Source organism: Bacteroidota bacterium (assembly GCA_030706745.1).
Classification (GTDB): domain Bacteria; phylum Bacteroidota; class Ignavibacteria; order Palsa-1295; family Palsa-1295; genus PALSA-1295.
Genome location: JAUZNX010000006.1, coordinates 125,864 through 150,963, shown reverse-complemented (window position 1 = coordinate 150,963; position 25,100 = coordinate 125,864). Strand labels below are relative to the sequence as shown.

General features: G+C 53.9%; 22 protein-coding genes. 14 read left to right on the top strand and 8 right to left on the bottom strand.

The genetic code is table 11. The features are described 5' to 3' along the window. The first annotated feature begins 332 nt into the window (after positions 1 to 332). The 7 genes from Q8902_08985 (at position 333) to Q8902_08955 (ending at position 6,211) form a co-directional block, all read left to right on the top strand. A complete protein-coding gene (locus Q8902_08985) occupies positions 333 to 1,967 on the top strand; it encodes a hypothetical protein (GenBank protein MDP4199692.1) in 1,635 nt (544 codons plus the stop codon). A 124-nt stretch (positions 1,968 to 2,091) separates the two neighbouring features. Next, complete coding sequence (locus Q8902_08980) at positions 2,092 to 2,610, top strand: hypothetical protein (GenBank protein ID MDP4199691.1); 519 nt, start codon at positions 2,092 to 2,094, stop codon at positions 2,608 to 2,610. Between the two features lie 5 nt (positions 2,611 to 2,615). Continuing rightward, positions 2,616 to 3,122 (top strand): hypothetical protein, encoded by a 507-nt coding sequence (locus Q8902_08975; protein ID MDP4199690.1) that lies wholly within the window; start codon positions 2,616 to 2,618, stop codon positions 3,120 to 3,122. Further along, entirely contained in the window at positions 3,116 to 3,646 is a 531-nt protein-coding gene (locus Q8902_08970) for a hypothetical protein (protein MDP4199689.1), read from the top strand. Before Q8902_08975 ends, Q8902_08970 begins: the two co-directional genes overlap by 7 nt. 23 nt (positions 3,647 to 3,669) lie before the next feature. Further along, positions 3,670 to 4,158, top strand: coding sequence for a hypothetical protein (locus Q8902_08965; protein ID MDP4199688.1), 489 nt, complete (start codon positions 3,670 to 3,672; stop codon positions 4,156 to 4,158). An 85-nt stretch (positions 4,159 to 4,243) separates the two neighbouring features. Next, positions 4,244 to 5,230, top strand: coding sequence for an LOG family protein (locus Q8902_08960; protein MDP4199687.1), 987 nt, complete (start codon positions 4,244 to 4,246; stop codon positions 5,228 to 5,230). Between the two features lie 90 nt (positions 5,231 to 5,320). Then, complete coding sequence (locus Q8902_08955; GenBank protein ID MDP4199686.1) at positions 5,321 to 6,211, top strand: hypothetical protein; 891 nt, start codon at positions 5,321 to 5,323, stop codon at positions 6,209 to 6,211. A gap of 2 nt (positions 6,212 to 6,213) precedes the next feature. Here Q8902_08955 and Q8902_08950 read toward each other — a convergent pair whose 3' ends face one another. The 3 genes from Q8902_08950 to lat all read right to left on the bottom strand — a co-directional run bounded on the left by Q8902_08950 (position 6,214) and on the right by lat (position 10,724). After that, positions 6,214 to 8,046, bottom strand: a complete 1,833-nt coding sequence (locus Q8902_08950) for an ABC transporter ATP-binding protein (GenBank protein ID MDP4199685.1) — start codon at positions 8,044 to 8,046, stop codon at positions 6,214 to 6,216. A gap of 117 nt (positions 8,047 to 8,163) precedes the next feature. Further along, positions 8,164 to 9,288, bottom strand: a complete 1,125-nt coding sequence (locus Q8902_08945) for a DUF1864 family protein (protein ID MDP4199684.1) — start codon at positions 9,286 to 9,288, stop codon at positions 8,164 to 8,166. Positions 9,289 to 9,308: 20 nt separating this feature from the next. Continuing rightward, entirely contained in the window at positions 9,309 to 10,724 is a 1,416-nt protein-coding gene (gene lat, locus Q8902_08940) for an L-lysine 6-transaminase (protein ID MDP4199683.1), read from the bottom strand. A 74-nt stretch (positions 10,725 to 10,798) separates the two neighbouring features. Between lat and yidD the strand changes: the two genes are divergently transcribed. Then, entirely contained in the window at positions 10,799 to 11,008 is a 210-nt protein-coding gene (gene yidD, locus Q8902_08935; protein MDP4199682.1) for a membrane protein insertion efficiency factor YidD, read from the top strand. 24 nt (positions 11,009 to 11,032) lie between these two features. Continuing rightward, positions 11,033 to 11,281, top strand: a complete 249-nt coding sequence (locus Q8902_08930) for a hypothetical protein (protein ID MDP4199681.1) — start codon at positions 11,033 to 11,035, stop codon at positions 11,279 to 11,281. A 3-nt stretch (positions 11,282 to 11,284) separates the two neighbouring features. On the opposite strand, the gene Q8902_08925 is transcribed toward Q8902_08930, so the two are convergent. Together Q8902_08925 and Q8902_08920 are read right to left on the bottom strand one after the other, a co-directional pair. Beyond that, positions 11,285 to 11,875 carry a hypothetical protein gene (locus Q8902_08925; protein ID MDP4199680.1) on the bottom strand — a complete coding sequence of 197 codons (591 nt, stop codon included), beginning with the start codon at positions 11,873 to 11,875 and terminating at the stop codon, positions 11,285 to 11,287. A 65-nt stretch (positions 11,876 to 11,940) separates the two neighbouring features. Continuing rightward, positions 11,941 to 12,618, bottom strand: coding sequence for an isoprenylcysteine carboxylmethyltransferase family protein (locus Q8902_08920; protein MDP4199679.1), 678 nt, complete (start codon positions 12,616 to 12,618; stop codon positions 11,941 to 11,943). Between the two features lie 75 nt (positions 12,619 to 12,693). On the opposite strand from Q8902_08920, the gene metG reads away from it, so the two are divergent. Next, positions 12,694 to 14,799, top strand: coding sequence for a methionine--tRNA ligase (gene metG / locus Q8902_08915; protein ID MDP4199678.1), 2,106 nt, complete (start codon positions 12,694 to 12,696; stop codon positions 14,797 to 14,799). A gap of 59 nt (positions 14,800 to 14,858) precedes the next feature. Beyond that, positions 14,859 to 16,592 (top strand): T9SS type A sorting domain-containing protein, encoded by a 1,734-nt coding sequence (locus Q8902_08910; GenBank protein ID MDP4199677.1) that lies wholly within the window; start codon positions 14,859 to 14,861, stop codon positions 16,590 to 16,592. Between the two features lies 1 nt (position 16,593). Here the strand turns inward: Q8902_08910 and Q8902_08905 are convergent, their stop codons facing one another. The 3 genes from Q8902_08905 to Q8902_08895 all read right to left on the bottom strand — a co-directional run bounded on the left by Q8902_08905 (position 16,594) and on the right by Q8902_08895 (position 20,598). Continuing rightward, positions 16,594 to 18,561 carry a T9SS type A sorting domain-containing protein gene (locus Q8902_08905; protein ID MDP4199676.1) on the bottom strand — a complete coding sequence of 656 codons (1,968 nt, stop codon included), beginning with the start codon at positions 18,559 to 18,561 and terminating at the stop codon, positions 16,594 to 16,596. 86 nt (positions 18,562 to 18,647) lie between these two features. Further along, positions 18,648 to 19,151: a hypothetical protein gene (locus tag Q8902_08900; GenBank protein ID MDP4199675.1), complete on the bottom strand. Its 504-nt coding sequence runs from the start codon at positions 19,149 to 19,151 to the stop codon at positions 18,648 to 18,650. 40 nt (positions 19,152 to 19,191) lie between these two features. Then, entirely contained in the window at positions 19,192 to 20,598 is a 1,407-nt protein-coding gene (locus tag Q8902_08895; protein ID MDP4199674.1) for a hypothetical protein, read from the bottom strand. A gap of 69 nt (positions 20,599 to 20,667) precedes the next feature. Between Q8902_08895 and Q8902_08890 the strand changes: the two genes are divergently transcribed. The 3 genes from Q8902_08890 to Q8902_08880 all read left to right on the top strand — a co-directional run bounded on the left by Q8902_08890 (position 20,668) and on the right by Q8902_08880 (position 24,998). Then, entirely contained in the window at positions 20,668 to 22,044 is a 1,377-nt protein-coding gene (locus tag Q8902_08890; GenBank protein MDP4199673.1) for a DEAD/DEAH box helicase, read from the top strand. Positions 22,045 to 22,528: 484 nt separating this feature from the next. Further along, positions 22,529 to 23,758, top strand: a complete 1,230-nt coding sequence (locus tag Q8902_08885; GenBank protein ID MDP4199672.1) for a T9SS type A sorting domain-containing protein — start codon at positions 22,529 to 22,531, stop codon at positions 23,756 to 23,758. A gap of 10 nt (positions 23,759 to 23,768) precedes the next feature. Next, positions 23,769 to 24,998, top strand: coding sequence for a hypothetical protein (locus Q8902_08880; GenBank protein ID MDP4199671.1), 1,230 nt, complete (start codon positions 23,769 to 23,771; stop codon positions 24,996 to 24,998). The last annotated feature ends 102 nt before the right edge of the window (positions 24,999 to 25,100 follow it).

The window sequence follows — 25,100 nt, the reverse complement described above, 5'->3', positions numbered from 1 at the left end:
TTCTCCTAACAGCAGCTAAACTTGTGTGGCGAAGGACCTGTATGGTCCCGCATTCCACTTCGAAATTACGACTTGAAACTCAGCCTTCCACCAAAACCGTCCTTATGTTTCCTAAAATCAACCATTGTGCCATTCTAAGCGCCATAGCGGATGAATCTGATGCAAAACCTTACAGACAATTACGCATGCCTGTACTATAAGTAACACTAGACCAGGGATGGAATTACACCTCGCACGCGAAATGAAGTCGATTTAATAGCGGAATTTGTACCCATCATGGTAAGTTCTCATCGTTTGAAGCAACGCAAAATTCATCGAGCTACTCCTAACGGGTGATGGTCTTACTCTCTCGAACGCCTCTTATCCGGGCAATTCTGAGTTTTGCGATTCTTGGTCTTGCGATGCTGTTGCTGCCGAAGCTTTCCCATGCGCAGCCAAGCATTCAATGGCAAAAGTGCTTTGGATCGATCAGCGATGACTATTTCTTCTCCATTATCCAAACCCGCGATGGAGGATACGCGGCATGCGGGTATTCCCTATCCAATGATCTTCCTCGCCATCACACTGGCCCAAATGAGGACGCCTACGTGGTGAAAATGGATGCCAGCGGCAACCTGGAATGGCAAAAATGCTACGGTGGAACGCAGAATGAAGAGGCATATCAGATCATCCAGACCAGAGATGGCGGGTACGCCGTGGCGATTCGGGCGGAGTCGAGCGATGGCGACGTGCCCATGAACAATGGATGTGGCGATGCCTGGATCATCGTGCTCGATGATACCGGTGCCATTGAGATGTCGAAAGTATTTGGCGGCCCGAATGAAGATGCTGCTGAGGGCATTGTCGAGCAGGCGGATCGCTCGCTTGTTTTTGCCGGGTACAACCGGTCAGCGACACCGGAGACGGGCGCGCACCACGGTGGCGCCAGCCAGAATGATGACGGTTGGGTGGTAAAACTCAACGCTCCGAATGGCGCAGCCAATTGGCAACGCTATCTCGGAGGATCTGCTCGGGACTTCTTTCAGGCGATCATCCCGACCCGCGATGGTGGATTTGCCGTGACCGGGCTTACGAATTCGACCGATGGTGATGTGGGGGGATATCCCCGCCAAGATACATTCTATAATCTCTGGGTGTGTAAGCTCGATAATGGCGGGTTGATCCAGTGGCAACGACAGTATGGTGGCTCCGCGAACGACTGGGGCAATTGCATCATTCAGACTTCTGATGGTGGCTATGCAGTTGGGGGGATGGCTATGTCGGATGATTTCGATGTATCTGGCAATCATGGCTCAAAGGATGGCTGGTTTCTCAAGCTCGACTCCGCCGGAAATATTCAATGGCAACGATGCTTTGGCGGGACACTGGTCGATGCTCTCTGGTCCATCGTCCAAAATCGAGATGGCTCATACACCATTTGCGGTCTGAGCAACGACACGGATGCTGTCGGACAACATGGTGGCTTTGACGGTTGGCTCATGCAAGTTGATTCGAGCGGTAATCTGTTGTGGCAGCAGCGACTTGGTGGAAGTGGCTATGAATGGCTTCATTGTATCATTCCCACAAATGATGGAGGCTATATGATTGCAGGGCACACATCCTCTAACGATGGCGACGTGTCTGGCAATCATGGTGGCAACGATGCCTGGGTATTGAAGCTTGCCCCTCAGGCCGGCGTGGCAAGCACCCCACTACAGCGCCAAAACGATTTCGTTCTCAGTGCCATCCTGAATGCGGAAGGATCTTCGGCCGAGCTCCACTATTCCATTCCGTGCGATCATTCGACCGTGTCAATTGAAGTCACAAACATTCTTGGAATCCCAGCCCAGCACATAAATGCCGTCGAGCAATCCACTGGCGACCACGCAACAAATATTGATTTGAGCAAACTGTTTGGCGGGACCTATTTTGTTACGGTACATGCTTGTGGCTCCATTCAGACCCGAGCAGTTCAAATCATTCGATAGCGCATGCTCGATCCTTCCTCATGGGGTTCTATTCACTTCTTCAGGAGAGGCTTCCGCTATGGCTTCTCCGAACGAGCAGCGATCAAAGTAGTGGTCGATGCAGGAAGCGCGGTACTGACATAATATGCGGTCGTTTGAAGTTATCCTACTCGTTCTCTTGTGTTTCGGCTCGCCATCGCGGGCCCAGGATAGTGCGCGCTTCGCACGTTTAGGATATGTCATTGGCGCATCAGTCGCATTCTCGCTTGCCGATTATGTCGGGTATAGTCTCGCTCGCGTCGATAATGTAAACGGTCACGCGCCGATATGGTATCGACTCATAGAATCCTCAGTACAGGCCGGAATGAGCTATTTACTCTACGAAAAATTTGGCTTACCATCGACGATCGCATTCAATTTGATTTGGTGGACATGGGGCGATGATCTCGGTTATTATGGCTGGGCGAATGCGCTCAATCCCGGGAAGCAAAGCGTTGGGGTTTGGGAGAACCGGGAGGGAAATGGTCTTCGAAGTAATCACATTACGTGGGCCAGTTGGACACCCATCGGTGTGTTGCGCCCGCCAGGCAGCCTCATCGCCCGCGATGCTTTGATTGCGCAAGCGATGGTTGGATTCTCCGTTTCAATGGCAATTCTCTGGTGAAGCCTATGAGAACGATCATCATACCAGTCGTCCTCACAATGCTTCTGGCGACCGACGTGCAGGCGCAGGATAGCACGCGTGTTCAGCGGATCGAGTATGTCGTCGGTGCCTCACTGACGTTTGCGCTTGCTGATTATCTGGGCTGGAATCTCGACATCTACAATCACCCGGGTAATAGCAAAGTGGTCTACCGGAGTCTACAACTTGTAGCACAAGCGGCAATTTCCTACTTCTTGTATAAGACCTGTGGTCTGAACTCGGCAATCGCGTTCAATCTTGTCTGGTGGACCTGGGGCGACGATCTCGCTTTTTATGGATATCAGCTCGGAATTAATCCGGCCGCTCCATGGCCGAATCGAAACCTCGATAATAACTTGCGTGATAATGCGATTCGCTGGGCAGGGTGGACTCCGATCGGGCTCATGAGGCCTCCCAACAGCATCATCCCACGCGACGCGTTGTATGGTCAGGCGGCGGTCGGATTTGCACTTTCCATGAGTATCTTATGGTGACCGTTCGACAATTGGTTCTTAGTGTTCTCCTCGTTGGAATTGCCTCGGGCCAGGTGGTGCGAGCCCAGGATAGCTTGCGTGCGCAACGGTTCGAATATGTGATTGGCGCGACGGCGGCATTTTCATTGTTCGATTTTCTTGCATATAGCGGCGGACGAACCGTCTTCAACTTTGATAACGGAAGTTCGGGGTTGATGGTCTATCATATTCTGCAAAGTTCTCTTGGTGTGGCCATTAATTATTTTCTGTATCGGACCTGCGGCCTGCCTGCGGCACTCGCCTTCGATTTGACTTGGTGGACATGGGGAGATGATCTGGCATTTTATGGTTGGGCTGATGCGCTTAATTTGCCATCGCCATGGCTCAATCGGACCGATAACGGCTTGCGGAATAATCCCGAAATCAGCTGGGCATCCTGGACACCAATTGGAATGGTGCGACCAAAAGGAAGTTCCATCGCACGGAGCACGATTGTTGCTCAGGCAATCGTCGGGTTTTCAATTTCATTGGCATTCCTTTGGTGAATTGTCTGCGCCTCTTTCTTCTCATGGCTATTTGCCTTCTGCTCCTTGCTTCCAGCACCCGAGCCCAGGATCGCTTGCGCGTGCAACGGATCGAATATGTAATTGGCTCGTCACTTGCGTTTTCATTGCTCGATTATGTCGGCTTCAATCTCGATGTCCGGCAGTTGCACAATATTGCGTGGGTCTATCATGGCATTCAGAGCGTGGCGCAGGCCGCGATCACATATTTTTTGTACAAGACATGTGGTCTGAGTTCGGCGATCGCATTCAATCTAATTTGGTGGACCTGGGGCGACGATCTCGGATATTATGGTTGGGCTTATGCGCTCAATCCTCCTTCGCATGGCTCATGGGAGAACAGGGTCTATAATGGCCTGCAGAGCCATCAAATTAGCTGGGCGTACTGGACACCCATTGGGCTTCTCCGACCTCGATCGGCCTTGATCGCCCGCGATGCGCTTGTGGCGCAGGCCATTGTTGGCCTTTCTGTTTCCATGGCCATCCTTTGGTAACAAATGAATCTTGCATCCGGATGGTTATTCAATGACGAGTACATCGCACTTAGCACTCAGCACTTAGCACTTAGCACCTAAAACTGTGTCAGCCGTCAAACAACGCGCCGAAAAGGCATACTTAAACGAATCCTTCCTGACGAGCCCTGAAGCTCGCATCATTCGCATGCTTTCGGAGTATGTCGAGCCGCGCATGCGGCTCTCGCATGCACGCGTGCGGGATACTATTGTATTCTTTGGCTCTGCCCGCATTCAGTCGCCCGAAGAAGTCGATGCGGAGATTCACCAACTTGAGAATGCTCGCTCGCTTGCCCAGCAAACGAACTCGATGTCGCCCGATGTCGAGACCGAACTCGATGAGGCGATGCGGCGCGCCAAGATGCACAGCGATTTTTCACGGTATTACGTCGAGGCATCCGAGCTGGCGCGCCTTCTCACGGAGTGGTCCATCACCAAAGCCGCGCAAAATTATGAGCGAGCGCAGGTGGCAAAAGGTCAGATTGCGGCCGCGCAGGTGAAGGAGCAAATTCCTTACGTCAATGTGGAGACCATCAAGACGCACTCCTTTAAACAACGATATGTCATTTGCTCCGGCGGCGGACCCGGCATCATGGAAGCAGCTAACCGGGGCGCAACGCTGGGCGGGGGGAAGTCCATCGGGTTCAACATCGCGTTGCCCTTCGAGCAAATGCCGAACAGTTACATTACCGATGAGCTGAACTTCGAATTCCACTATTTCTTCATGCGCAAATTTTGGTTTGCATATCTCGGTAAAGCCCTCGTTATTTTCCCCGGTGGGTTCGGCACGATGGACGAACTCTTCGAACTCCTCACCCTGATCCAAACCGGCAAGATTCGCAAGAAGATGCCGATCGTCGTTTACGGTCAGGATTATTGGCAGCAAATCGTGAACTTCGATAAACTTGCTGAATTCGGAATGATCTCTCGAAGCGATCTGAATCTCGTTCACTTCAGTGATACCCCAGAGGACGCATTCGAGCACATCAAGAGCGAGCTAACCCGACTCGATGAAGGCGAGGAGACATTCCTGCATTCGAATCCGCTGACGTAGGCGGTGGTGATGGCAAAGGGCTATTCCGAGTGCCCTCCGAATTCGGAGAGTCACTGGTTGGTTTGAATACAAAATTCAAACTACGATTACATGTGGATACTATCGACAATCGCGATCCTCTGTATGACAACCAGCCTTCGGGCAACGCCGGTGGACAGCGGGAAATGTCCGTGGAAGCTGCCATTCACACTGCGTGGCACGTTCCTGGTTGAGCAACAACTGTTGCATGTCGGATTTAACTCGACGACTGGCCAGTGCTACGAAGCTGACCCGTGGGTTGCTGACTCTGTGCTAGTAGGAATAGGCGTTACTGTCGACACTACACTCAAGGGTGCCAGCCTAGTTATCCGTGGAGATACGCTACGGTACCAGCGCCAAATTGGTTACTCGGGCGAGTTTGACTCTGGAGGAGAAGATTTTAGAGTGTGGATTGTCTTCGCTCCAAATAGCGATAGCATTCGCACACTTCAGTTTAGCGTTGACTCCTCTGGGGAGAGTTTTCAGTATCACGCAGATTGGAGCTATTCTGGCAGCGCATTCCTTTTTGGTCTCACCTACGACAGCGCATCGATTCAATGTCCACAACTCGGCGTAGGGCAGATGCTAAGTCTTCAATGTGAGAAGAGGTATTGCCATCACATCGGTCCAGGTGACGGCCACAAATCGACACTCCTTGGCACCTACTCCGCCGACCTTTCTGGAATCTTCCCTCCCACTCATCTTACAAATGGTACGTCCGCAGTGCGAGAGGTGACTCAATTAAGGAGTTTATCCATTCGCTCCTTGGGCGGCTCCATCGAATGCGCTTTCGCATCCTCTCCGAATCCGAGAACTCTCGAAGTATTCACACCCCTCGGTGTGAGGATCACCGAGCAGTCAATTGCAGTGGGAGAGACTTCAGCGACTATCCCGCGCCTCCCGTCTGGACTCTATTTCATCCACATGGAAGGCGCGTTGGTGAAGGTATTCGTGTCGGAGTAGACTTAGCGGGCAACAGCGCTAACCGGCTCGACTCGTCCAGTCGCGGTAATTAACTTGCCATTACCTGTCACAGTCGCACCCGCAGGATGGAGGGCATGTCTCTCCCCAATCTGCTGACGCCACATGGCATAGTAAAGTCCTTTGAGCGCGAGCAAGTCGGCGTGATGGCCCGACTCGACGATCTGGCCTCGTTCGAGCACGAAGATCCGGTCGGCATGCATGATGGTCGAAAGCCGGTGTGCGATCATGACGGTAATGAGATCGGTCCGGCTCGAAACCTCGCGAATCGTCTCCGTGATCTCTTCTTCGGTCAGTGAATCGAGCGAAGACGTCGCCTCGTCAAACACAAGCAGGTTCGGCTGTCGGAGCAAGGCGCGCGCAATAGAGAGTCGCTGCTTTTCACCACCTGAGACTTTTACGCCGCCTTCGCCGATCACCGTGTCTAATCCCTCCGGCGCGCGGGCAAGCAGACCTTGACAGGAAGCTTTTTGTAGCACGTCCATGCACTCGGCATCCGTCGCATCAGGCCGGACGAATCTGAGGTTCTCGCGGATGGTCCCGCTGAAGAGCTGCGTATCCTGCGTGACCATTCCCATCCGCTCGCGGAGTTCGTCGAAGTCGATATCCGTCCCGGAAATTCCATTGTAAAGGATTCGACCTGCCTGCGGTGGATACAGTCCGACGAGTAGCTTCACCAGCGTGGTCTTGCCAGCTCCGGATGGTCCGACGAATGCAATGGTCTCACCCCGCCGAGTCTCAAACGATATATTGGAGAGCGCGAAGTTGGAGGAAGAGAGATGCTTGAAGGAGACTTCGTCGAATGCCAGACTCTGAATCGTGCCGATTGCTGCGGGCTTCTCCGGCTTTTTCTCGATTGGCATTTTCAGCAAGTCTTCGAATATGCTAAGTGATGCTTCGGCTTCTCGGAATGTATTGATGATATTTCCAAGCTCCTGCAGCGGACTGAAAATGAAGAACGAATAAATGTACAGCGCGAAAAACTGCCCATACGTGATCGCGTGGGTGAACACGAGAAACAGCATGAGGAACAGAATGCCATTGCGCAGACCGTTCACAACAGTCCCTTGCAGGAAGCTAAGGCGCCGGATATACTTCACCTTTTGAAGTTCGAGCTGCAGAATCTTGTCCGTCGTCGAGTTCAACCGGCGGATTTCCTGATCGGCAAGTCCAAGACTCTTGACAAGCTCGATATTGCGGAGCGATTCTGTCGTGGATCCGGCAAGCGCGGTTGTCTGAGTTACAATCTTCTTTTGGATGGCCTTGATCTTCTTTCCGAGTACCCAACTCATGTAACCGATCACCGCCATTCCGAAGAAGTAGGCCGGAACAATGCTCCAGTGAACATAGAATGAATAGCCAATGACGAACAGAACGCCGATGAGCGTCGTGAACACAAAGCCAACTGCAGATTGGATAACCTTCTCGGTATCTGTTCGAACTTTCTGCAATTTCCCGAGTGTCTCACCGCTTCGTTGGTCTTCGAAAACCTGATACGGCAGCTTGAGCGAATGCTCGACGCCTTCGCTATAGATCTGGACTCCGAGCCGCTGCGTCAGGACGTTGGTATAATAGTCCTGAAAATTCTTGGCCACTCGCGAGACAAACGCGGCGCCCATCATGAGCAGGATCAGCGGTCCCACGCCCCCAAAGAATTCGGAGGAGGAGAGCGCCTCGAACTTTTTGACGTAATTATCCAGAATCCGCGCGAAGATCATTGGATCGACGAGCGAAAACAGTGTATTGACCGCCGCCAAGCCAAGCGTCAGTAGGACGAGCTTGCGGTATCCGCGAAGATAGCGTAATAAGAGCTTCATAATTTGGACGACGAATAGACGACTGACGTTTCAACGAATATTTTATTGTTGGGTTTCCGGGGCAGGTTTGAAGGATGATGGGTTGAAGGACAGGGGTGGGATCCGACCCTTCATCCCTCAACCTTGATCCCTCAGCCGCTCCACAACGGCGAGGGTGCGTGCCCGTTCATCAATCAGCCCATCCTTCAAGAATTTCTGAATATTCGTCCCCGAAGAGCCAATCTGTGTGTGGCTTTCCGGATCGACCGGGACAAACTTCCGGGCCAGACCAAGATGCGTATTCGATGTCATGAGATAGGTCTGGGCGACATCGCGCAAGGCGCTCAGGATTTCGCTGTCGCCCGATGCAACTGCGGCAATGATGTTTGGGGCTCCATTGGCAAACAAGGCTTCGGTTTCCTCGAGCTTCGCGTAGTCTTCCGGCAGCAGATAATTACGTCTAAGATAATCGCCGTGATTGAACTCGTGGATGATGGCATCCGCTACCGTTTGGACCTCTGGCGGATACTTCCGATCGAACGCAATCTCGAATACGTGCTTGAGATTCACTCCAAGCAGGAGATCGATGATATAGGACCACGGTTGGTCGCCAGCATTCACTCCGCGCAACGTGCGGCCCTGGACCACGACGGTCTGGAAGTACTCGGTCAATGCTTTGAATTCATCGCGGTCGAGCGTCTGCGCCAGTTCACGGTTCAATGTTACAATGCGCTCGAAGTCGGCTGTGGCGCTATGGAGAAGTTCGAGGACGTCTTTGGATCCCGACGAGAGTCGTTTGTGCGCTTCGAGTAATTGAAGCGCAGCACTTTGGAAGTACTTGGTCCCTTCGCGGTTGATGTTCGCGAAAGCAGCCTCGCCCGGTCCCGGACGGAATTGGGCGTGGAGGCCATTCACTTTGGGATTGTGCAACAGATAGAAGAACGCCAGGAAACGGTGCTCGACCCCAAGCGAGGCGGCAAGCGGAATCATCACAGATTCTACTTTTCCCACGGCCAGCTTCAGTTCCTCCGATGGCACAGCTCGCTCGTGCCGATAGAGCGAGCTGTGAATCATCGAGATATAGGTGAATCGCTCGCGCTCCTGCTTGCACACGTGAGAAATTGCGCTGCAGGCACGAACGGATTCTTCCGCGAGCGCGTGGATGGCACCGAGCGCGGGGCCATCATCGATAGCTTTATTCAACTCCGGGAAGCGGAGTCGCATCCAGGCGGAGTAATCGTCGGGCGAAATGGTAATTGGCAAGGGGCGAGTCTGTTCTCTGGTTAGTAATCTCTAAGACTCAACTCCTTGAGTTGCTCCCGAATGATATTGAGTCCGATCTGAAGTTCTTCGCGTGTGATGTTCAGCGGCGGACGGAAGCGAATTGAGCGGTCGCCCGCGCCGATCAGAATCAGACCTTCCTCGAAGCATTTCGCCTTTAGGAGGTCGCGCATTTGCGCTTCGGCCAGATCGAACGCGCACATCAGGCCGCGGCCGCGGGCTTCGGAAACGAGTTCGGGGAATTCCATCCCAAGTTTCTCGACCTCTTCGAGCAGGAATTCGCCTTCGATCGCCGCATGCTCGACAAGTTTCTCTTCAGTGATGATTTCGAGATAGCGTTTGCAGCGGAGCATATCGACCAAGTTGCCTCCGAACGTCGAGTTCAACCGGCTCGAGCGTTGGAAGACATTGTCGTGGACCTCGTCCACGCGGTTCGAGGCAAGGAATCCGCATACTTGCGTCTTTTTGCCAAAGCTCATGAGATCAGGTTTGACAAAGTGCTCATGCGCCCACATTTTCCCAGTCAGTCCGATGCCGGTCTGCACTTCGTCGAAAATCAGCATGGCTTCGTTCTCGTCCGCAAGTTCGCGCAACGATTGGAAGAATGCGGGCGAAAAGTGGTGATCGCCACCTTCGGCCTGGATGGGCTCGATAATGATCGCGGCAATGTCATCCGGATTATTGATGAAGGCGTCCTTCATCTGTTGCACGGCACGGGCTTCGTCCTTGCGCGCCAACTCGCGATTGGCTTCGGTCTGCGGAAAGTGTAGATACGGAGAATCGATGCGCGGCCACTCCTTGAACTTCGGGAAGTACTGTGTCTTATTCGGATCTGTATTCGTGAGCGACATCGTGTACCCCGAGCGGCCATGAAATGCGTAACGGAAGTGCATGATGAGCCGTCCACGTTCTGCGGTATAGCCGCGTGCGAAGTTCTTACGGACTTTCCAATCGAATGCCGTCTTAATAGCGTTTTCGACTGCAAGCGCGCCTCCTTCGATAAAGAATGAATGCGGCAGATACTCCGGCATCGCCAGACGTGCAAAAGTCTCGACGAATTCGGCCATCTCAACGGTGTATGCATCTGAGCTCGACGGCTTGTTGACTGCCGCGCGCCGGAGTTTCTCCTGAAAGGACGGCTCAAAGAGCTTCGGATGGTTCAGCCCGATCGGGCTCGATCCGAAGAATGTAAAGAAATCGAGGAATCGCTTGCCACTTCGGGCGTCTTCGATCCAGGAGCCGCGCGAGCGCTCCAGATCGACGACGAGATCGTAGCCATCGGCCAACATGTGCCGGTTCAGCGTCTCGTGTACTTTGTCGGGAAGGATAGTGACCGGCTCGAACTTGCGGGAGGTGCCGCCATTCATGGAATGACCGTTCGAAGCTGGCTGATTGTCGGTGAGGATTGCAGCTTTCATAGTAATTTTGAAACAAAACTCCGGGAGCAATAGGTCTCTCGGCACTTTTGCGGCGAATTGGGCCTCTTGGGACTATCAGAACGATCTTTATCTTCCTCATTCGGGCGTATCAGCAGCTCATATCGCCGCTGTTCCCGCCGTCGTGCCGGTATACTCCGACCTGCTCGGAGTATGCGGTGCAGGCAATCGAGCGGCACGGGATATTCGCTGGCGGATGGCTCGCGGTGAAGCGTATTAGCCGATGTCACCCCTTCCACAAAGGCGGCTACGACCCTGTACCCTAACACTTAGCACTCAGCACTTCACACATGGCAACCAAACTTTTCGCCTTTGCAATGATAGCGATCATTGCCTTGCTCGTACTCGCCGCGCTCGGTGTGTTCGCCGGGAAGGTCGGGTTGTTCTTTACGCTGATGTTGGTTGCGGCATTAATCCCGATGCTGATAGCGGCTTATGCCGCGCTGAAGCTCCGAAGCAAGAAGCGAGACGATGTCGACCGGTCGCGCGGGAGCGTCCTCAAGCATGTCTGGGAAGAGCAGCAGCACCGGGAGTGGTGACGCTCACTTGTACGCTTGCCGCACGCGAGCTTCCAATGTGTCTTTGTAAGCCGGGCCTGCGGTAAAACCATTGGTGACGAGTTTGCCATCCTTGCCCAGGACAAGCGACTCCGTTACATAATAGGTCGGACCAGAAAGTCCCGCAGTGGCAAATTGGATCTCTACCCGTTGCGTGGAATCCGTGATGAACTGACTCAAAAAATGATGAGCGGAGACATACGAGGTGACAGTATTGAAATTTGTTGGCGCATTGTCATCCGCGAATGCGATCGTGCCCACGCTATCGCCCATCTCGGAACGGACCGAATCGAGTGATGCGTATTGTGCGGTGGAATAGGAATCCGAGGTCTTCCCGAATACAAGGACGACGGGTTTGCTCCCCTGATATTCACTTAACTTGTGGGAGATTCCGGTCGAGTCGAGCCACTTGAACTCGATTCCCGTGCCGGTGCCAATTGATGCCAGAGCATAAAGTGTCGAGACATTGGCGGAATGCTGCGCATTCGAATTCAGATAGTCCGTAGATTGAACGGTAGCTGTTGAAGGGGCGCACGCGGTGAGCGCGAGAAGAGAGACTAATAGCGATTTCTTCATTGCCAGCGAATAGATTGAGACGTGATTGGACTCTGGTGACTGTGATCTCTCTAAGAGAAACCACGCTACCAGATAAATGGTACCAATCGGTACTTCACGATTCTGGAATAGTCAGAATATACCGGAAGATTGGCAGCGAGGAATCTCTCCTCATCGAGAAGCCTCAAGATGATAACTAACGTGATTGGAACGACCGCGATCAATCCCCACCAGGATCCAAGCGCAAGCGGCACTCCGATGAGGAAGATGAGTCCGCCGACATACATCGGATGCCGCACAACTGCATAAGGTCCGGTCGAAATGACCGTCTGCTCCGCCATCACCTCGATCGTGCCAGAGGTAAATGTGTTTGCCTTGAATACGAAGAATACCAGCAGCAATCCAAGCGCCACCATACCATCACCGGCAATGACGATCGGAGCCGGAACCAAGGACCAACCCATCCGGTGATCCACAGCCGGGAATGCGATGACAAGCAGGAACGCAATCTGTGCAAAGCCTTGGATGATCTTCTGTGACTTTTGCTTCTCTGCTGCCGGGCCGGCATTGACCCGCCGTTCCAAAAGCTTTGGATCATACTTCATCAAATAGAGCGTGATCGCGAGCACGGACGATCCAAAGATCGTCAGGAAGAGCCAAGCTTGCCAGTAGCCGAATGTTCCAGCGGCTGAGAACAGGACCGCAGCCAAAATGAGTATCAATGCGAGGAGCCCGCCAAGTGCTTTCCGGTTCAGATCGGTCATTGGTTACAAAGTTACAGCAAAATTTTCCCGTTTGCCGGGTGCGGTATGGCTATTGATTCGTGTTACGCATTGCCTATGCCGAACTTCAAGCGAACCCTCATCACCGCCGCGCTGCCGTATGTTAATGCTCCGTCCCACGTCGGGCATCTGGCCGGATGCTATCTACCGGCCGATCTCTATGCGCGGTTCAAGCGCCTGAAGGGCGAGGATATCCTCTTCATTTGCGGCTCGGACGAACTCGGCGCGGCAATTACGATTTCGGCGGAAAAAGAGGGCGTCTCGCCGCAGATCATCATCGATCGTAACCATACGCTGAACAAGGCATCGTTCGAGAAACTCGGAATCTCGTTCGATTATTACGGCCGTACCTCCAGCGCGACGCACCGCGAGACGGCGCAGCAGTTCTTCCTGGAGGTGCATAAAGGAGGTTATCTCGTCCCAAGAGAAGAGCCACAACTCTATGACGAAGCAGCGAAGATGTTCCTGCCGGACCGCTACGTCGAAGGCACGTGTCCCGTTTGTTCATCGACGAAAGCGCGCGGCGATCAGTGTGAGAATTGCGGGACTTACCTGAACCAGACCGAGCTGATCGACCCGATCTCAACCGTTACCGGGACACGACCGGTCTTGCGGGCGACCAAGCACTGGTATTTCGCGCTCTCCAGATTCCAGAACCAGCTCGAAGATTACGTTGAGAGTCACCGGCTCGATTGGAAGGACAACGTTCTGCAAGGCGCACGGAGTTGGCTCAAATCCGGATTGCAGGACCGGCCCATCACCCGCGATCTCACCTGGGGTATTCCGGTCCCCCTTGACGGCGCCGAAGGCAAGGTACTCTATGTGTGGTTCGATGCACCGATCGGATATATCAGCGCAACCAAGGAGGCGCGGTCGACCGACTGGCAAACCTGGTGGCAAGATTATGACACCCGCTGGGTGGCATTTCTTGGCAAGGATAATATTGTGTTTCACACGATACTATTTCCGGCGATGCTCATGGCGCACAATGCATCAGGCGCCGATCGGAAGTTCATCTTACCAGATAACGTCCCTGCGAACGAGTTTATGAATCTCGAGTCGCAGAAGCTTTCGAAATCGCGCGGCTGGATCATCGAGATTCACGAGATGCTGGAGCGGTATCCGGTGGATGTGATCCGCTATGCCATCGCGACGATGCTGCCCGAGCAAAAGGATTCGGACTTCACCTGGCGCGAGTTTCAGGCGCACGTCAACAACGAACTGGCCGATATCTTTGGCAACTTCGCGAACCGCGTGCTCACGTTCGCCTCGAAGCATTTCGAGAACAAGATCATGGGCAACCGCAAAGAGTTGGACGATGCCGGCAATGCTATGCTCGCGCTGTTCGGCACGCGCGCGAAAGAGATTGCCGCGCTCTACGAGCGATTCCGCTTGCGCGAAGTGACCAGCGAGACGATGGACCTTGCGCGCACGGCGAATAAGTATTTCAACGATGCCCAGCCGTGGAAGCTGATTAAAGAAAACAAAGAGGAAGCGGCGAAAGTCATTCGCTCGTGCTTGGAAGCATTGCGCGCGCTTGCGATTTATTTTGCCCCCATTACCCCGGATGCCTCGAAGCGCATTCTTGCCACGCTTGGAAGCACCGATCCGGAAACATGGGACAACGCCCACGAGCCGAAGCTCCACGGGCAAGTCGCTATTGGGCCAATCGAAATCCTGTTTCACAAGATCGAGGACGAGACCGTGGCGAATGAAGTCGAGCGACTCCGAACGATGGCAGCGAAGGTTGATGCCGCGGGCGCCGGGGTCGGCGCCCACCACGCGAACTCTGCACTCAGCACTTCTGGCGCAACCACGGCTGCGCCTGAGCACTCAGCACTTATTTCCATTGACGACTTCAAGAAGATTCAGCTTCGCACGGCACTGATCCTGGAAGCCGAGCGCGTGCCGAAATCGAAAAAGCTTGTGAAGCTCCAAATTTCTTTGGGCGAAGAGAAGCGCCAGATCGTCGCCGGCATTGGCGAGAAGTACACGCCGGAGCAACTGGTGGGGAAGACGATCGTTGTGGTCGCCAACCTCAAGCCGGCAAAGCTGATGGGTCAGGAGTCGAACGGAATGCTGCTCGCGGTGAACGATGCGAATGGTGTTGTCTCGCTCGTAACACCAGAATGGGCCGCGATGGATGGGCTGGAAGTGCGGTAGGGTAGTGAGGATCGTGGTTCAGTGATGTGAGCTTTTCCGATTTCGATTGTTAAGGAGCCATGAAGCCATTTTGTGTTCGTCTTATTCTGCTCGCCGCAATTGCGGCGTTTGCTCCGTTTTCTGCTCAAGCCCAGTGGTCCGCCGACCAAAAGCTCTCCACCACAGACACCAACGCCATGCTCAACGAGAACATGGGCCGCTGCCTTGCCGTGAGCGGCGATAGCGTCTATGTCGTGTGGGTTGACACTAAGACTGGTTCGGTCTACCACAAGCATTCCTATGACGGCGGCTCGACGTGGAGCGCGGATATGATCGTGGCCACCGGCCACTGTGCGTTTCCTTCGATCGCGGCGAGTGGCGGCAGTGTGCATATCGCGTATCGCGGAGCGATCGGCACCGATTACTACTCCTATTATGTCCGGTCATTGGATGGCGGCAATACGTGGGGCGCAGCCCTCTCGCTTGGAAAATTCTACTGGTGGCCATCGATCACCTGCGAAGGCAATCACGTATTTGTTGCGATCAACGATACGCTTGCCAACACAGCCTATAACTCCGAAGTCTATTTCTTCCGCTCGATGGATAACGGATCGACGTGGGACTCCCTCGTTCGCATTTCGAATGCCGCGGGGCGCTCAGAAGATCCGAGCATTGCGGCCGCAGGTGGCTGCGTCCACATGGCGTGGAACGACAACCGAACGGGCATCATGCAAACGTGGTATCGCCGCTCGACCGACGCGGGTGCGACGTGGCTGCCGGATACCCAGCTTACGAATTCGACGGTGTTCTGTTATTTCCCAATTCTTTGCGCATCGGGCTCGAATGTCGATCTCGCATACGGCGACCGACAGACTGGCAACTATGAGATTCACTTTAAGCAGTCTACTGACTTTGGAGAGACGTGGGCAGGCTCTATCCAGCTAACCCATGCCGGAGGCACTAGCACGGAAGCGTATCCCGTGATCGCGCGGAGCGGCGATGACATTCACGTCGTCTGGTTTCTATTCGGTGGCGGCGTGTACTACGAACATTCCGGCGATGGCGCCAGATCTTGGGACTCTGAAGTGACGCTATCGTCGAAGGCCAGCAACCCTTTCGTTGCCACCGGAAACGGGGCAACCCACGTTATATGGATCGATCATCGTGAAGGATATGCGGCGGTATATTACAAGCATCGCTTGGTCGTCAGCAAGCAGGCAACGCTTGCGGTACCGACGAATCTAGCGTTTGAGAAGTCGCGGGTAGGCGGAGAAGTCGATCTTTCAATCGAGATTTCAAACCCAACCAATACTGCGATTGCAATTCTGAAGGATACCATCGATTCTCCGGTGTTTAAGTGGGTCAGTGCGGCTCCGCCCATGATCATTCCTGCGAATGATAGCATTCGGATTACAATGGGCTTCTCTCCAACCAGTTCGCAGTCTTATTCCGGAGCAGTCTGGATCATAACGAACGAAAGCAGTATAAATCTGCATCGGATTATGTTGAGTGGCGAGGGAGTCAGTCAATCAGTAGTGACGGCAGGCAGCTCAATCGATCAGATTCAGATCTTCCCGAATCCGGCGAACACAAACGCGACGCTCCGGCTCACCAATCAGACGTCGCTAGAAAATGTATCGCTTAGTTACTATGACGTTGCTGGCAAACTCCTGGGTACCGAGACCATTGGGAATGTGAGTGCAGGCCACGTGAATCTTCCGATGCTTTTACCGCAAAGCACCGGTGCACTCTTCGTCCGTGTCACGTCCGATGGAAGGCTGCTTGATGAACTCAAGATTGTGCAATCCCGGTAACTCAGTGCTCGACCGTAAAGCGGACAGTTTGCGTGCCTCTCTTTGTTGTTACGTTGCAGAAATAGACGCCGTTCGGAATCTCCGTGACGTCGAACTGGAACTCACCGAGTGTTGAACCCGAGGTTGTTCCAGTAGTATAGGACTCCACCGTGCGTCCCAGCACATCGAGAATCATCACATGTTCGATCTCGTCATTGGTGACATCGATGCGAGCCGTTGTGCCAACCGGATTCGGAGAGATCCAGAGTGAGCCGGTGATCGCGGGAGTCATGGCGACGGAAGAAGACGAAGCGACGCCCGTCCCATAGACTGTCACAATATCAGGAAAGCCGCCGTGAGTAAAGACGGATACATGGTTGCTATCGCGGCCAATCACGTGCGGCCGATATGCGACGATGACCGTCTCTGTCTGTCCTGGTCCGATCGTATCTCGTCCAAGCGGGGATACGACTGAAAAAATCTGAGGTCCAAGGACGGCAATGGAATCGACGAAGTGACTGACGGAGTCAAAGTTGACGAACGTAAACGATTTCGTGAGACTCGAGCCGGTATCTACGTCGCCAAAATCCAAAGTCGAAGTGCTGAACTTGAAGATCGGGACCTGCGTCCACGCCGAGAGTAGAAAATTGCTGACATTGCCAGACGGAAACGAGTTGCCAATTGCGATGAACCTTCCGGCGTGAGGATTGCCGGTCAACTTCCCGACCGGGACGAAGCTGAGAATTTGGTTGCGGCGCGTACCCATATCGGCGTCCAGAAGGGTCAGACCGTTAACTCCGAAGGAAGAGTCCAGAAGGCCTTTACCAAAAAATTTCATCGCGGCGCCAACGGTATGACCGCCGGGCGTCACCGGTGCCAACATTTCACCGGCTAGTAAAATACTGCCATCATTTGTCAGGGTAATTCCCTTTGGAACAACCTTCGAAAGGACTGGGTCCGTTGCGTAGCCATTCGATCCGTAATTGTGGTCGAGCACGCCGTTGGTATCGAAACGAAAAATCGCATAGGGGATGTGCGTGGAGGAATCCGGTGCAGCGACCACGTACAAATACTTATCCCTTGCGGAGAAGATTGAAATTATCGTGCTATTCGGCACAATGCCCGGCCGCAGCAAAGCATTGACACCGAACGTGCTGTCGGGTCGGCCATTGGTGTCCAAACGGGAAAGGAGAATCTCGCCGGTCGTATCGGCGACTCCAATGAGGAGATAGCGGTGACTGGGAAGTTGGAAGCCATGGACCTGATGGACTGCGGCTGAGACTCTCGTTAGCCCACCATTGCCAAACCGCGACTCCAGGGTACCAGTCGTGTCAAACCATGCGATGGAGAACCCAGCACCGGGCAAACCACCTCCGACATAGCCCATCGCCACGAACCGCTGTTGTTTCGTCGTACCCACCCAGATGGATACTGAGTCGATGCTGCCGAATTCACCATGGCCAATAGTCTGTGCAAAGCTTCGGCGTCCCGTCCCTTCAAATGTCGCATCGGGTGTTCCATCGGATTTCAGATGATAGAGCGTCGGGAACGATGAGTCCTGAGATGGCGCAACTGAATTCGTGCTGCCGCCAACGGCAAATACGCTGTTATCCGGCATCAACAGGAGTTGCAGCGGGTAGTCATTGGTCCCGCTCCAACTCACGTTCGCCATTCCGTTCGTGCCAAAACCAGGCAGCGGGTTGCCGTAGACATCATAAAACAGTAGGCCGAAGTGAATGCCGTTATTCGTCTGGTCGTAAATCTTCCCACCGGCCAGGACATCGAGCGAAAAGCGATTCGCAAAATAACAGGTCACCTCCGCGGACGTGCCACCTGCGGCGGATTCGATCTTTCCAGGCGTGCTAGCGGCTGCGGCGAACCCGGAGTCGAGCTCGAGCGGTCCGACATTGCTTTGCGCGAAACTACGGCTTGGAAGGGTGCAGACGGCGAGGGCGCTGGCGAGCGCAAGAATGATAAACGACCGACTCATGTCAGGAATTAAGAGTTAAGAATGAAGAATAGTAACCGCAGTACTCTACTCTTAATTCTTAACCCCCAATTCCCAACTCAAAATCCTTACTGGCCGGTCACCCACATCATGGCCTTGGATTCGCCAAGCGTCATGTTGGTTAGAACCAGGATGCCAATGAGTATAACCGTGGCAAATTGCCGGGACACAAGGGCGCGGAGTTCTTCGCTGGCGCCACTCATGGCGTTCGCTCCCTGCAGTTCAGCGATCGCCATCTTCTTGATCTTTTCGCCGCGCGGGATCGTACCGACAAAGGCGACTACCATCAGGACGATAAACACGCATTGCTTGAAGGCGAGCCACGGAAACGTGGAGAACGGAAAGAAGGAGTACTGGATGAGCGTGAGCGCCACGCCAGTAACCAGCAATCCAATGAGTGCCAACTTACCCATGATCTCTCCAAGGTTGGCCATCGAGCGAATCATCAGGAGTTCACCCATCGTGCCCCGCCCGGCTTTGCCGGTAATGCGGCCGATGATTGTGACAGCGACGATGCCGACGGCAATGCCGACAAAGATCAGATGCAAAATAACGAATGTTGTGTAAAGCATGACGACAAGAATAGATTAGGTGTTTAGAGACAGGAAGCGGTTACCCGCCGGGTGCTCCCACCGCAGGCGAAGGCGCCGCTTCCAAACGAACACTTTCATAACCCTTACGCTTCGCGACGACACGGTAATCAAATTCACCATTCGAATGAGGATTACCATTCTCGATCACGTCGAATCCGGTGGCGCCTTTGACGACATAGGCCCCGGCGATCTCCGAATTCATTTGAAGGAACACACGCATGGGATCAGCACTATCAATCGTCACCGTTGCAAGAAACGTCGGATCGAGATTGATGTGCGCATGACCATTAACCAAATGGCCCGAGCCATAGTCCGTGAAAAATACCTCGGCCGCTTCTTCGCAGTACAGCTTGCGCCAGCCATCTCCGACCGGTACCAAGGCGGATTTCGTACCAGTGGCAGTCTGGTTGCCGATGACATGAAGACCCAGGCCACCACTGAAATAACCGGAATACCCTCCTGAATCCGGCGTGACCCCGTAGATACCAATATAACCGTTGCCCAGTATACCTTGACCTCCAACTGTGGCGCCATTGTATCCATACACACCTGCGGCCTGGCCCTGTGTCGAAACGACTTTTCCAACTACCCCATAGGCTGGACTTGTCGAAGCATTCGTATTGACGCCATAAACTGCGGCACTGTGAGGTACAGAAAAATTATTCGGAGAATTCGTCTCGCCTCGGATCGCGATTGCCGTGCTTGCAGTGGACCTGACCGCGAATGCAGTATCTGCATTTGTCAAACCGGAATACGGAAGCAGGAAGGCGCCTGAGCCTCCCGTACCATTCGATGCAAACGTCACGCGGCCTTTGGTGTCGACAGTCACCGTGGCGTTCGTGTAAGTCCCTGCGGCAACGCCGGTGGTTGTAAGGGTTGGATTCGGATAGCTGCCAGCGAAGTCCCCTCCGGCATTTCCACCAGGTGGGAATGTGGACGGTTTGCCGGTAATGCTCGACCAACTCGCTGTGCCCGGCGCAACGGAAAGATCGACCGTCGGACCGTTGGGATTTGTGATCTTGACGCTATGATCGCTCGATCCGATGCTGGCGAGCGTTCCGCCGCTGGAGTTCAAAGCATACGGTGCTGCCGTCAGAGGCGAGCGTTCGGCAATTTCATTGCCGCCATCGATCGATAGACCGAGCCACATTGGCCGGTCGAAGGCCACCGATTGCGGAATCGAATCGAGCAGGATACTGAACATCCCATTCTGGGTGGTAACCGTGTCCTGCTTGCTGTAGAGTACCACCTTACCGGTCCGTGTGCCATAGAGTGCTGCCAGAAGGATATGCTGACCGTCAGGCAGCGGAACGCCCTTATTCGTCGCCAGAACGCCCTGGTACGAAATCGTCCGTGGAATTTGAGCGAAAAGTGCCGCTCGCGGTGTTATGGCGATGGCAAGAAGAACTATGGCGAGTGGGCGCATCCTAATTTTGAGGAGAATCTTGCTACGAAAATACTACGATTTGCGCTTCGCCACAACAAATTCGAGAAGATGAAGAACAGTCTCTCACAGCCGCATAACACGGCACACATCACCGCAGAAGTTGCGATTGAGCAAAATCCATTTTTCGATCTGGGTCTCATTCCCGAGATTTGCGAACGGGTCGCCAAGATTGGCTACACCACGCCAACTCCCGTGCAGCGCGAGGCAATTCCGCTCGTGCTCGAAGGGCACGATGTCATTGGCATCGCGCAGACGGGTACCGGCAAGACCGCCGCTTTCATGCTGCCGCTCATCGACTCACTAATCTGCTCCGGCATCGTGGGCGAGAGCGAACCAGCAAAACCAAAATCCGCCCCGGCAAGACCCTCGGGCCGACCGGCCTCTGGCAGGCAGGGCGCGCGTGCTGCTGCGCCGAGAAGTCCTGCGCGGACTCCTCGCGTTCTGGTGCTCGAACCAACTCGCGAGCTCGCAGTCCAAGTCCACGAGGCAACCGTGAGCTTTGCCCAAGGATCCGGACTCCGCGCAGTTGTCATCTACGGCGGTGTCGGCCAGCGGCCACAAGAACGCGAGTTCGAGCGTGGCTGCGATATCCTCATCGCCACACCGGGCCGACTCAACGATCTGCTCGGTCAGCGCATCGTCTCGCTTTCCGGAATCGAATTCCTCGTGCTCGATGAAGCCGACCGGATGCTCGATATGGGATTCCTTCCTCAGATCAAGCGCATCACCGCACAGGTCCCACGCGATCGTCAAACGCTCATGTTCAGTGCCACGCTCTCGCATGAGATCGAGGAGCTCGAGCGCCGACTCACAAACGACCCGACACTTGTCGAAGTCGGCGGACGCCGCAAACCGGCCGAAGGCGTGACGCAGCAAATCTACTCGGTTATGCGGCTCAAAAAGCCGGAGCTGTTGCTCAAGCTTTTGCAGGACATGCAGCGTGATGCCAGCGCGACCGAAAAGCCGCTTACCCTCATCTTCACCCGCACCAAGCATGATGCCGATCGTGTCGCGCACGTGCTCGATCATGCCGGAGTCAACGTGACCAAGCTCCACTCCGATCTGACGCAAGCCGACCGCACCCGAGCGCTGGCTGATTTCAAGAGTCGAAGGTTCGACACCCTCGTCGCGACCGATGTGGCAAGCCGCGGACTCGACATCGAGGACATCAGCCACGTCATCAATTATGAGCCGCCCATGTCGCCGGACGATTACGTCCACCGCGTGGGCCGCACTGCTCGCGCCGAGAAGACCGGCATTGCGATCACACTCGTCGGTCCCGAAGAAGAGCCGCTGATGCGCGAAATTGAAAAGCGCATCGGCATGCAGATCGAGCGGACGACCATCGAAGGCTTCGCTCCGCCGCCGCCGATTGAAATGTCCATAGCCGAACGCCGACGGCTCAAGGGCTGGTCGAGGAGGTAACTCCCCCTCCTATGAAGCGAAGCGGAATAGGAGAGGGCTGGGGGTGGTTGACCCCTCTCAATTTTGTTTTTTGAATTTCATATTCATAATCATTATCGAATCCATTCCATTTCCGCCATTCGCTTCGATTTTATTCATGAAGGACTTCTCTCTTTTGTGTTGTCATTTAATGAACGCCCTCTCCGCTCGGGCGAAACCGCCTAAGTTGTCAATGAGCTAACGACCGGGGCCGCCTTCATCCCTCATCCTTCAGCCCTCATCCTTATCCCAGAAAACGGTGCCCATAATCTGTCGAACAACATACAACATTCCTCACCCCTCGCGCAAGGTGCCCATCAAAGAATTCACGAAGTATTTTTCGCCAGCGAAGTAAGAGCCTTGTCTTAGCTCCGGCGAGTGAGCAGCCGTGGGACTCGAGCATTCGACAACATGCCTGTAACAAATCCCAAAATCCGAGGTTCTTCCATTCGAAAGGACGTTCCTAATGAAGTTCATCCGTATCGGAATTCTACTTCTTCTCCCGCTCGCGGCACAAGCCCAGACAATCACGCTTGGGCCGATCACAAAGCTCGCATATTGCGTCGGCGATACGATGCTCGTGCCCTACGCGGCCAGTGGGACGTTCGCGAGCGACAATCACTTCTTCGTGCAGCTATCGGATGCGAGTGGATCGTTCGCGTCCTACGCGCCAATCGGAAATGACGCAGCTCTGAATGGGTCTATCAGCGTAGCACTGAACAATGTGGGATCACATTTCAGAGTAAAGGTAGCATCTACCAATCCATACGATACGTCGATGAGGAACGCGGACGACATTGCGGTTGTCGCATACCCATCTCCTATCCCAGGCACTATCGCACCACGTTTCAAGAAGCTTGGGCCGGTGGGTGATAACCCATTTACTAAAGCGATTGGGTTAGTCGGTACAGATATTCGGTTTGCGGATCGAGCAGCAGAAGCAAGCGGTTCAACTTATTCATGGACCTTTGGAGATGGATCGACTCCAACCTCATCTTTGACGGATTCTTCAGTCGTAAGGTTCGCTGCGGATGGCAAAAAGATCGGATCAATAACCGCAACGAATCCGACCGGTTGCATTACCGTGGATTCCTTCAAGTGTTTCGTTCTTAGTTGCAATCCAGTTATCCCTCGGGACGCGCACATAGTCACAGGCGATGAGACCGGCGATTATCCAAGCGTTTGGGTCAAGGCTGGTGGACGTTTCACGACGACCCACTTTCGAACGCAGTTTGTATATGTTGAACCCGCTGGCGTCCTGGCAGTCGGCGATAATGAGAACGGAGTCTACTTTGTTCGCGCGGGCGCTTCCATTACGAGTGGAATCACTCCAGAGTACCTTGCGGCAGTGCTATCTCCGGGAATGACGATTTCGAATTACGGCAATCTGGAAGACTTCGACACATTCTATTGTCCGGATCTCACATTCAATTATTCAGAGTTAGGAGTCACCTCCTACAATCTGCCGGAGTCCCAACTCTCCATCCACCAATCCTCCAATCAGCTTTTCGCCCGTGCCGATGCCGCCGAATCAATAAACCTAAAGCTCCTAAATATTCTCGGCGAGGAAGTGCTGGCAAAACACGGAATCGGTGAGATCGATCTCGATCTCACGTCGTTCCAGGAAGGGGTATATTTTGCAGTCGCGCAGGCGGGAAATCAGCACGAAGTGCGGAGAATCGCGGTAGTACATTAGAATTCTCATCATGAAGTTAGCTCGAATTTACCTTCTACTTCTTCTCCCGCTTGCAGTGCAAGCCCAGACAATCACGCTTGGGCCGATCACAACGCTCGCATATTGCGTGGGTGATACGATGCTCGTGCCATACACGGCCAGCGGGACGTTCGCGAGCGACAATCACTTCTTCGTGCAGCTATCGGATGCGAGTGGGTCGTTTGTGTCCTACACTCCAATCGGGAGCAACGCTGCTTCAGGTGGGATAATATCCGTGCCGCTAAACGGTTCGGGATTGCACTTTCGCTTGAGGGTCGCGTCGACCGATCCGTATGATACTTCAGCACATAATGGGAGCGATATTCGGGTTGTTGGCTATCCAACGGTTAAGCCGATGGGGCGTCGAGGGTCGCAGGACAATGACTTAGCTCAGCAATCCCGAATATGGGTCTCGCAACTGAATCGATTCGATACGGACTACCGGCCACTTGCGCTCCTCGATGAGCCGATTGTCTTTCATGACAAGTATGCAGCGGCGGGAGAGAGTTTTCAGTGGCATTTCGATCAGGATGCAACCATCAGCTCGTCCACCGATTCCGTCCCTACGATCTCATTTCTCTCGGAGGGAATCAAGACTGGCTCGCTCACGGTGATGAACTCAACCGGCTGTTCAGTTACCGATTCGTTCAATTTCCGCATCGTTGGTTGCACTCCGGTAATACCTCCATCGACAGTTACGGTAACCCGAGACACTTCCGACATCTATGCAGTGTCTATTTTGGTAAAGGCTGGTGCGCTTTATCGTACCGATTCATTCCAACACATTTACGTTGAACCGGGCGGAGCAGTACAGATCGCTGGCAGAGCCGTTGTCTATTTGGAGAGCGGTTCATCCGCACAATTCCTGGATGGCGGAGGAGGCGTCGTGATTGGGCCGACATCGATCACACTGCCAAGTAACGATATCTACGATACGCTATATTGCGGATCGCTCAGCTTTGACTATTCACTGTTAGCGGCAGGAGTTGCGGTCAATTCCATTTTCCCTTCCCTTCATCAATCCTCCAACCATCTCTTCGCTCGCGCCGCTGCCGAATCAATCGACCTGAAGCTTCTAAATATTCTCGGCGAGGAGGTAGTTGCGAAGCGCGGAATGGGCGAGATCGATCTCGATCTCAACACGTTACAGAATGGAGTTTATTTCGCAGTCGCGCAGGCGGGAAACCAGCACGAAATGCGGCGAGTGGCGGTGGTGCATTAGAAATCTCATTATGAAGTGTGCTCGAATTTATCTTCTACTTCTTCTGTCGCTTGCACTGCCAGCCCGCCCAATACCAAGTCACACCCCTTGTTAAGTGAATAG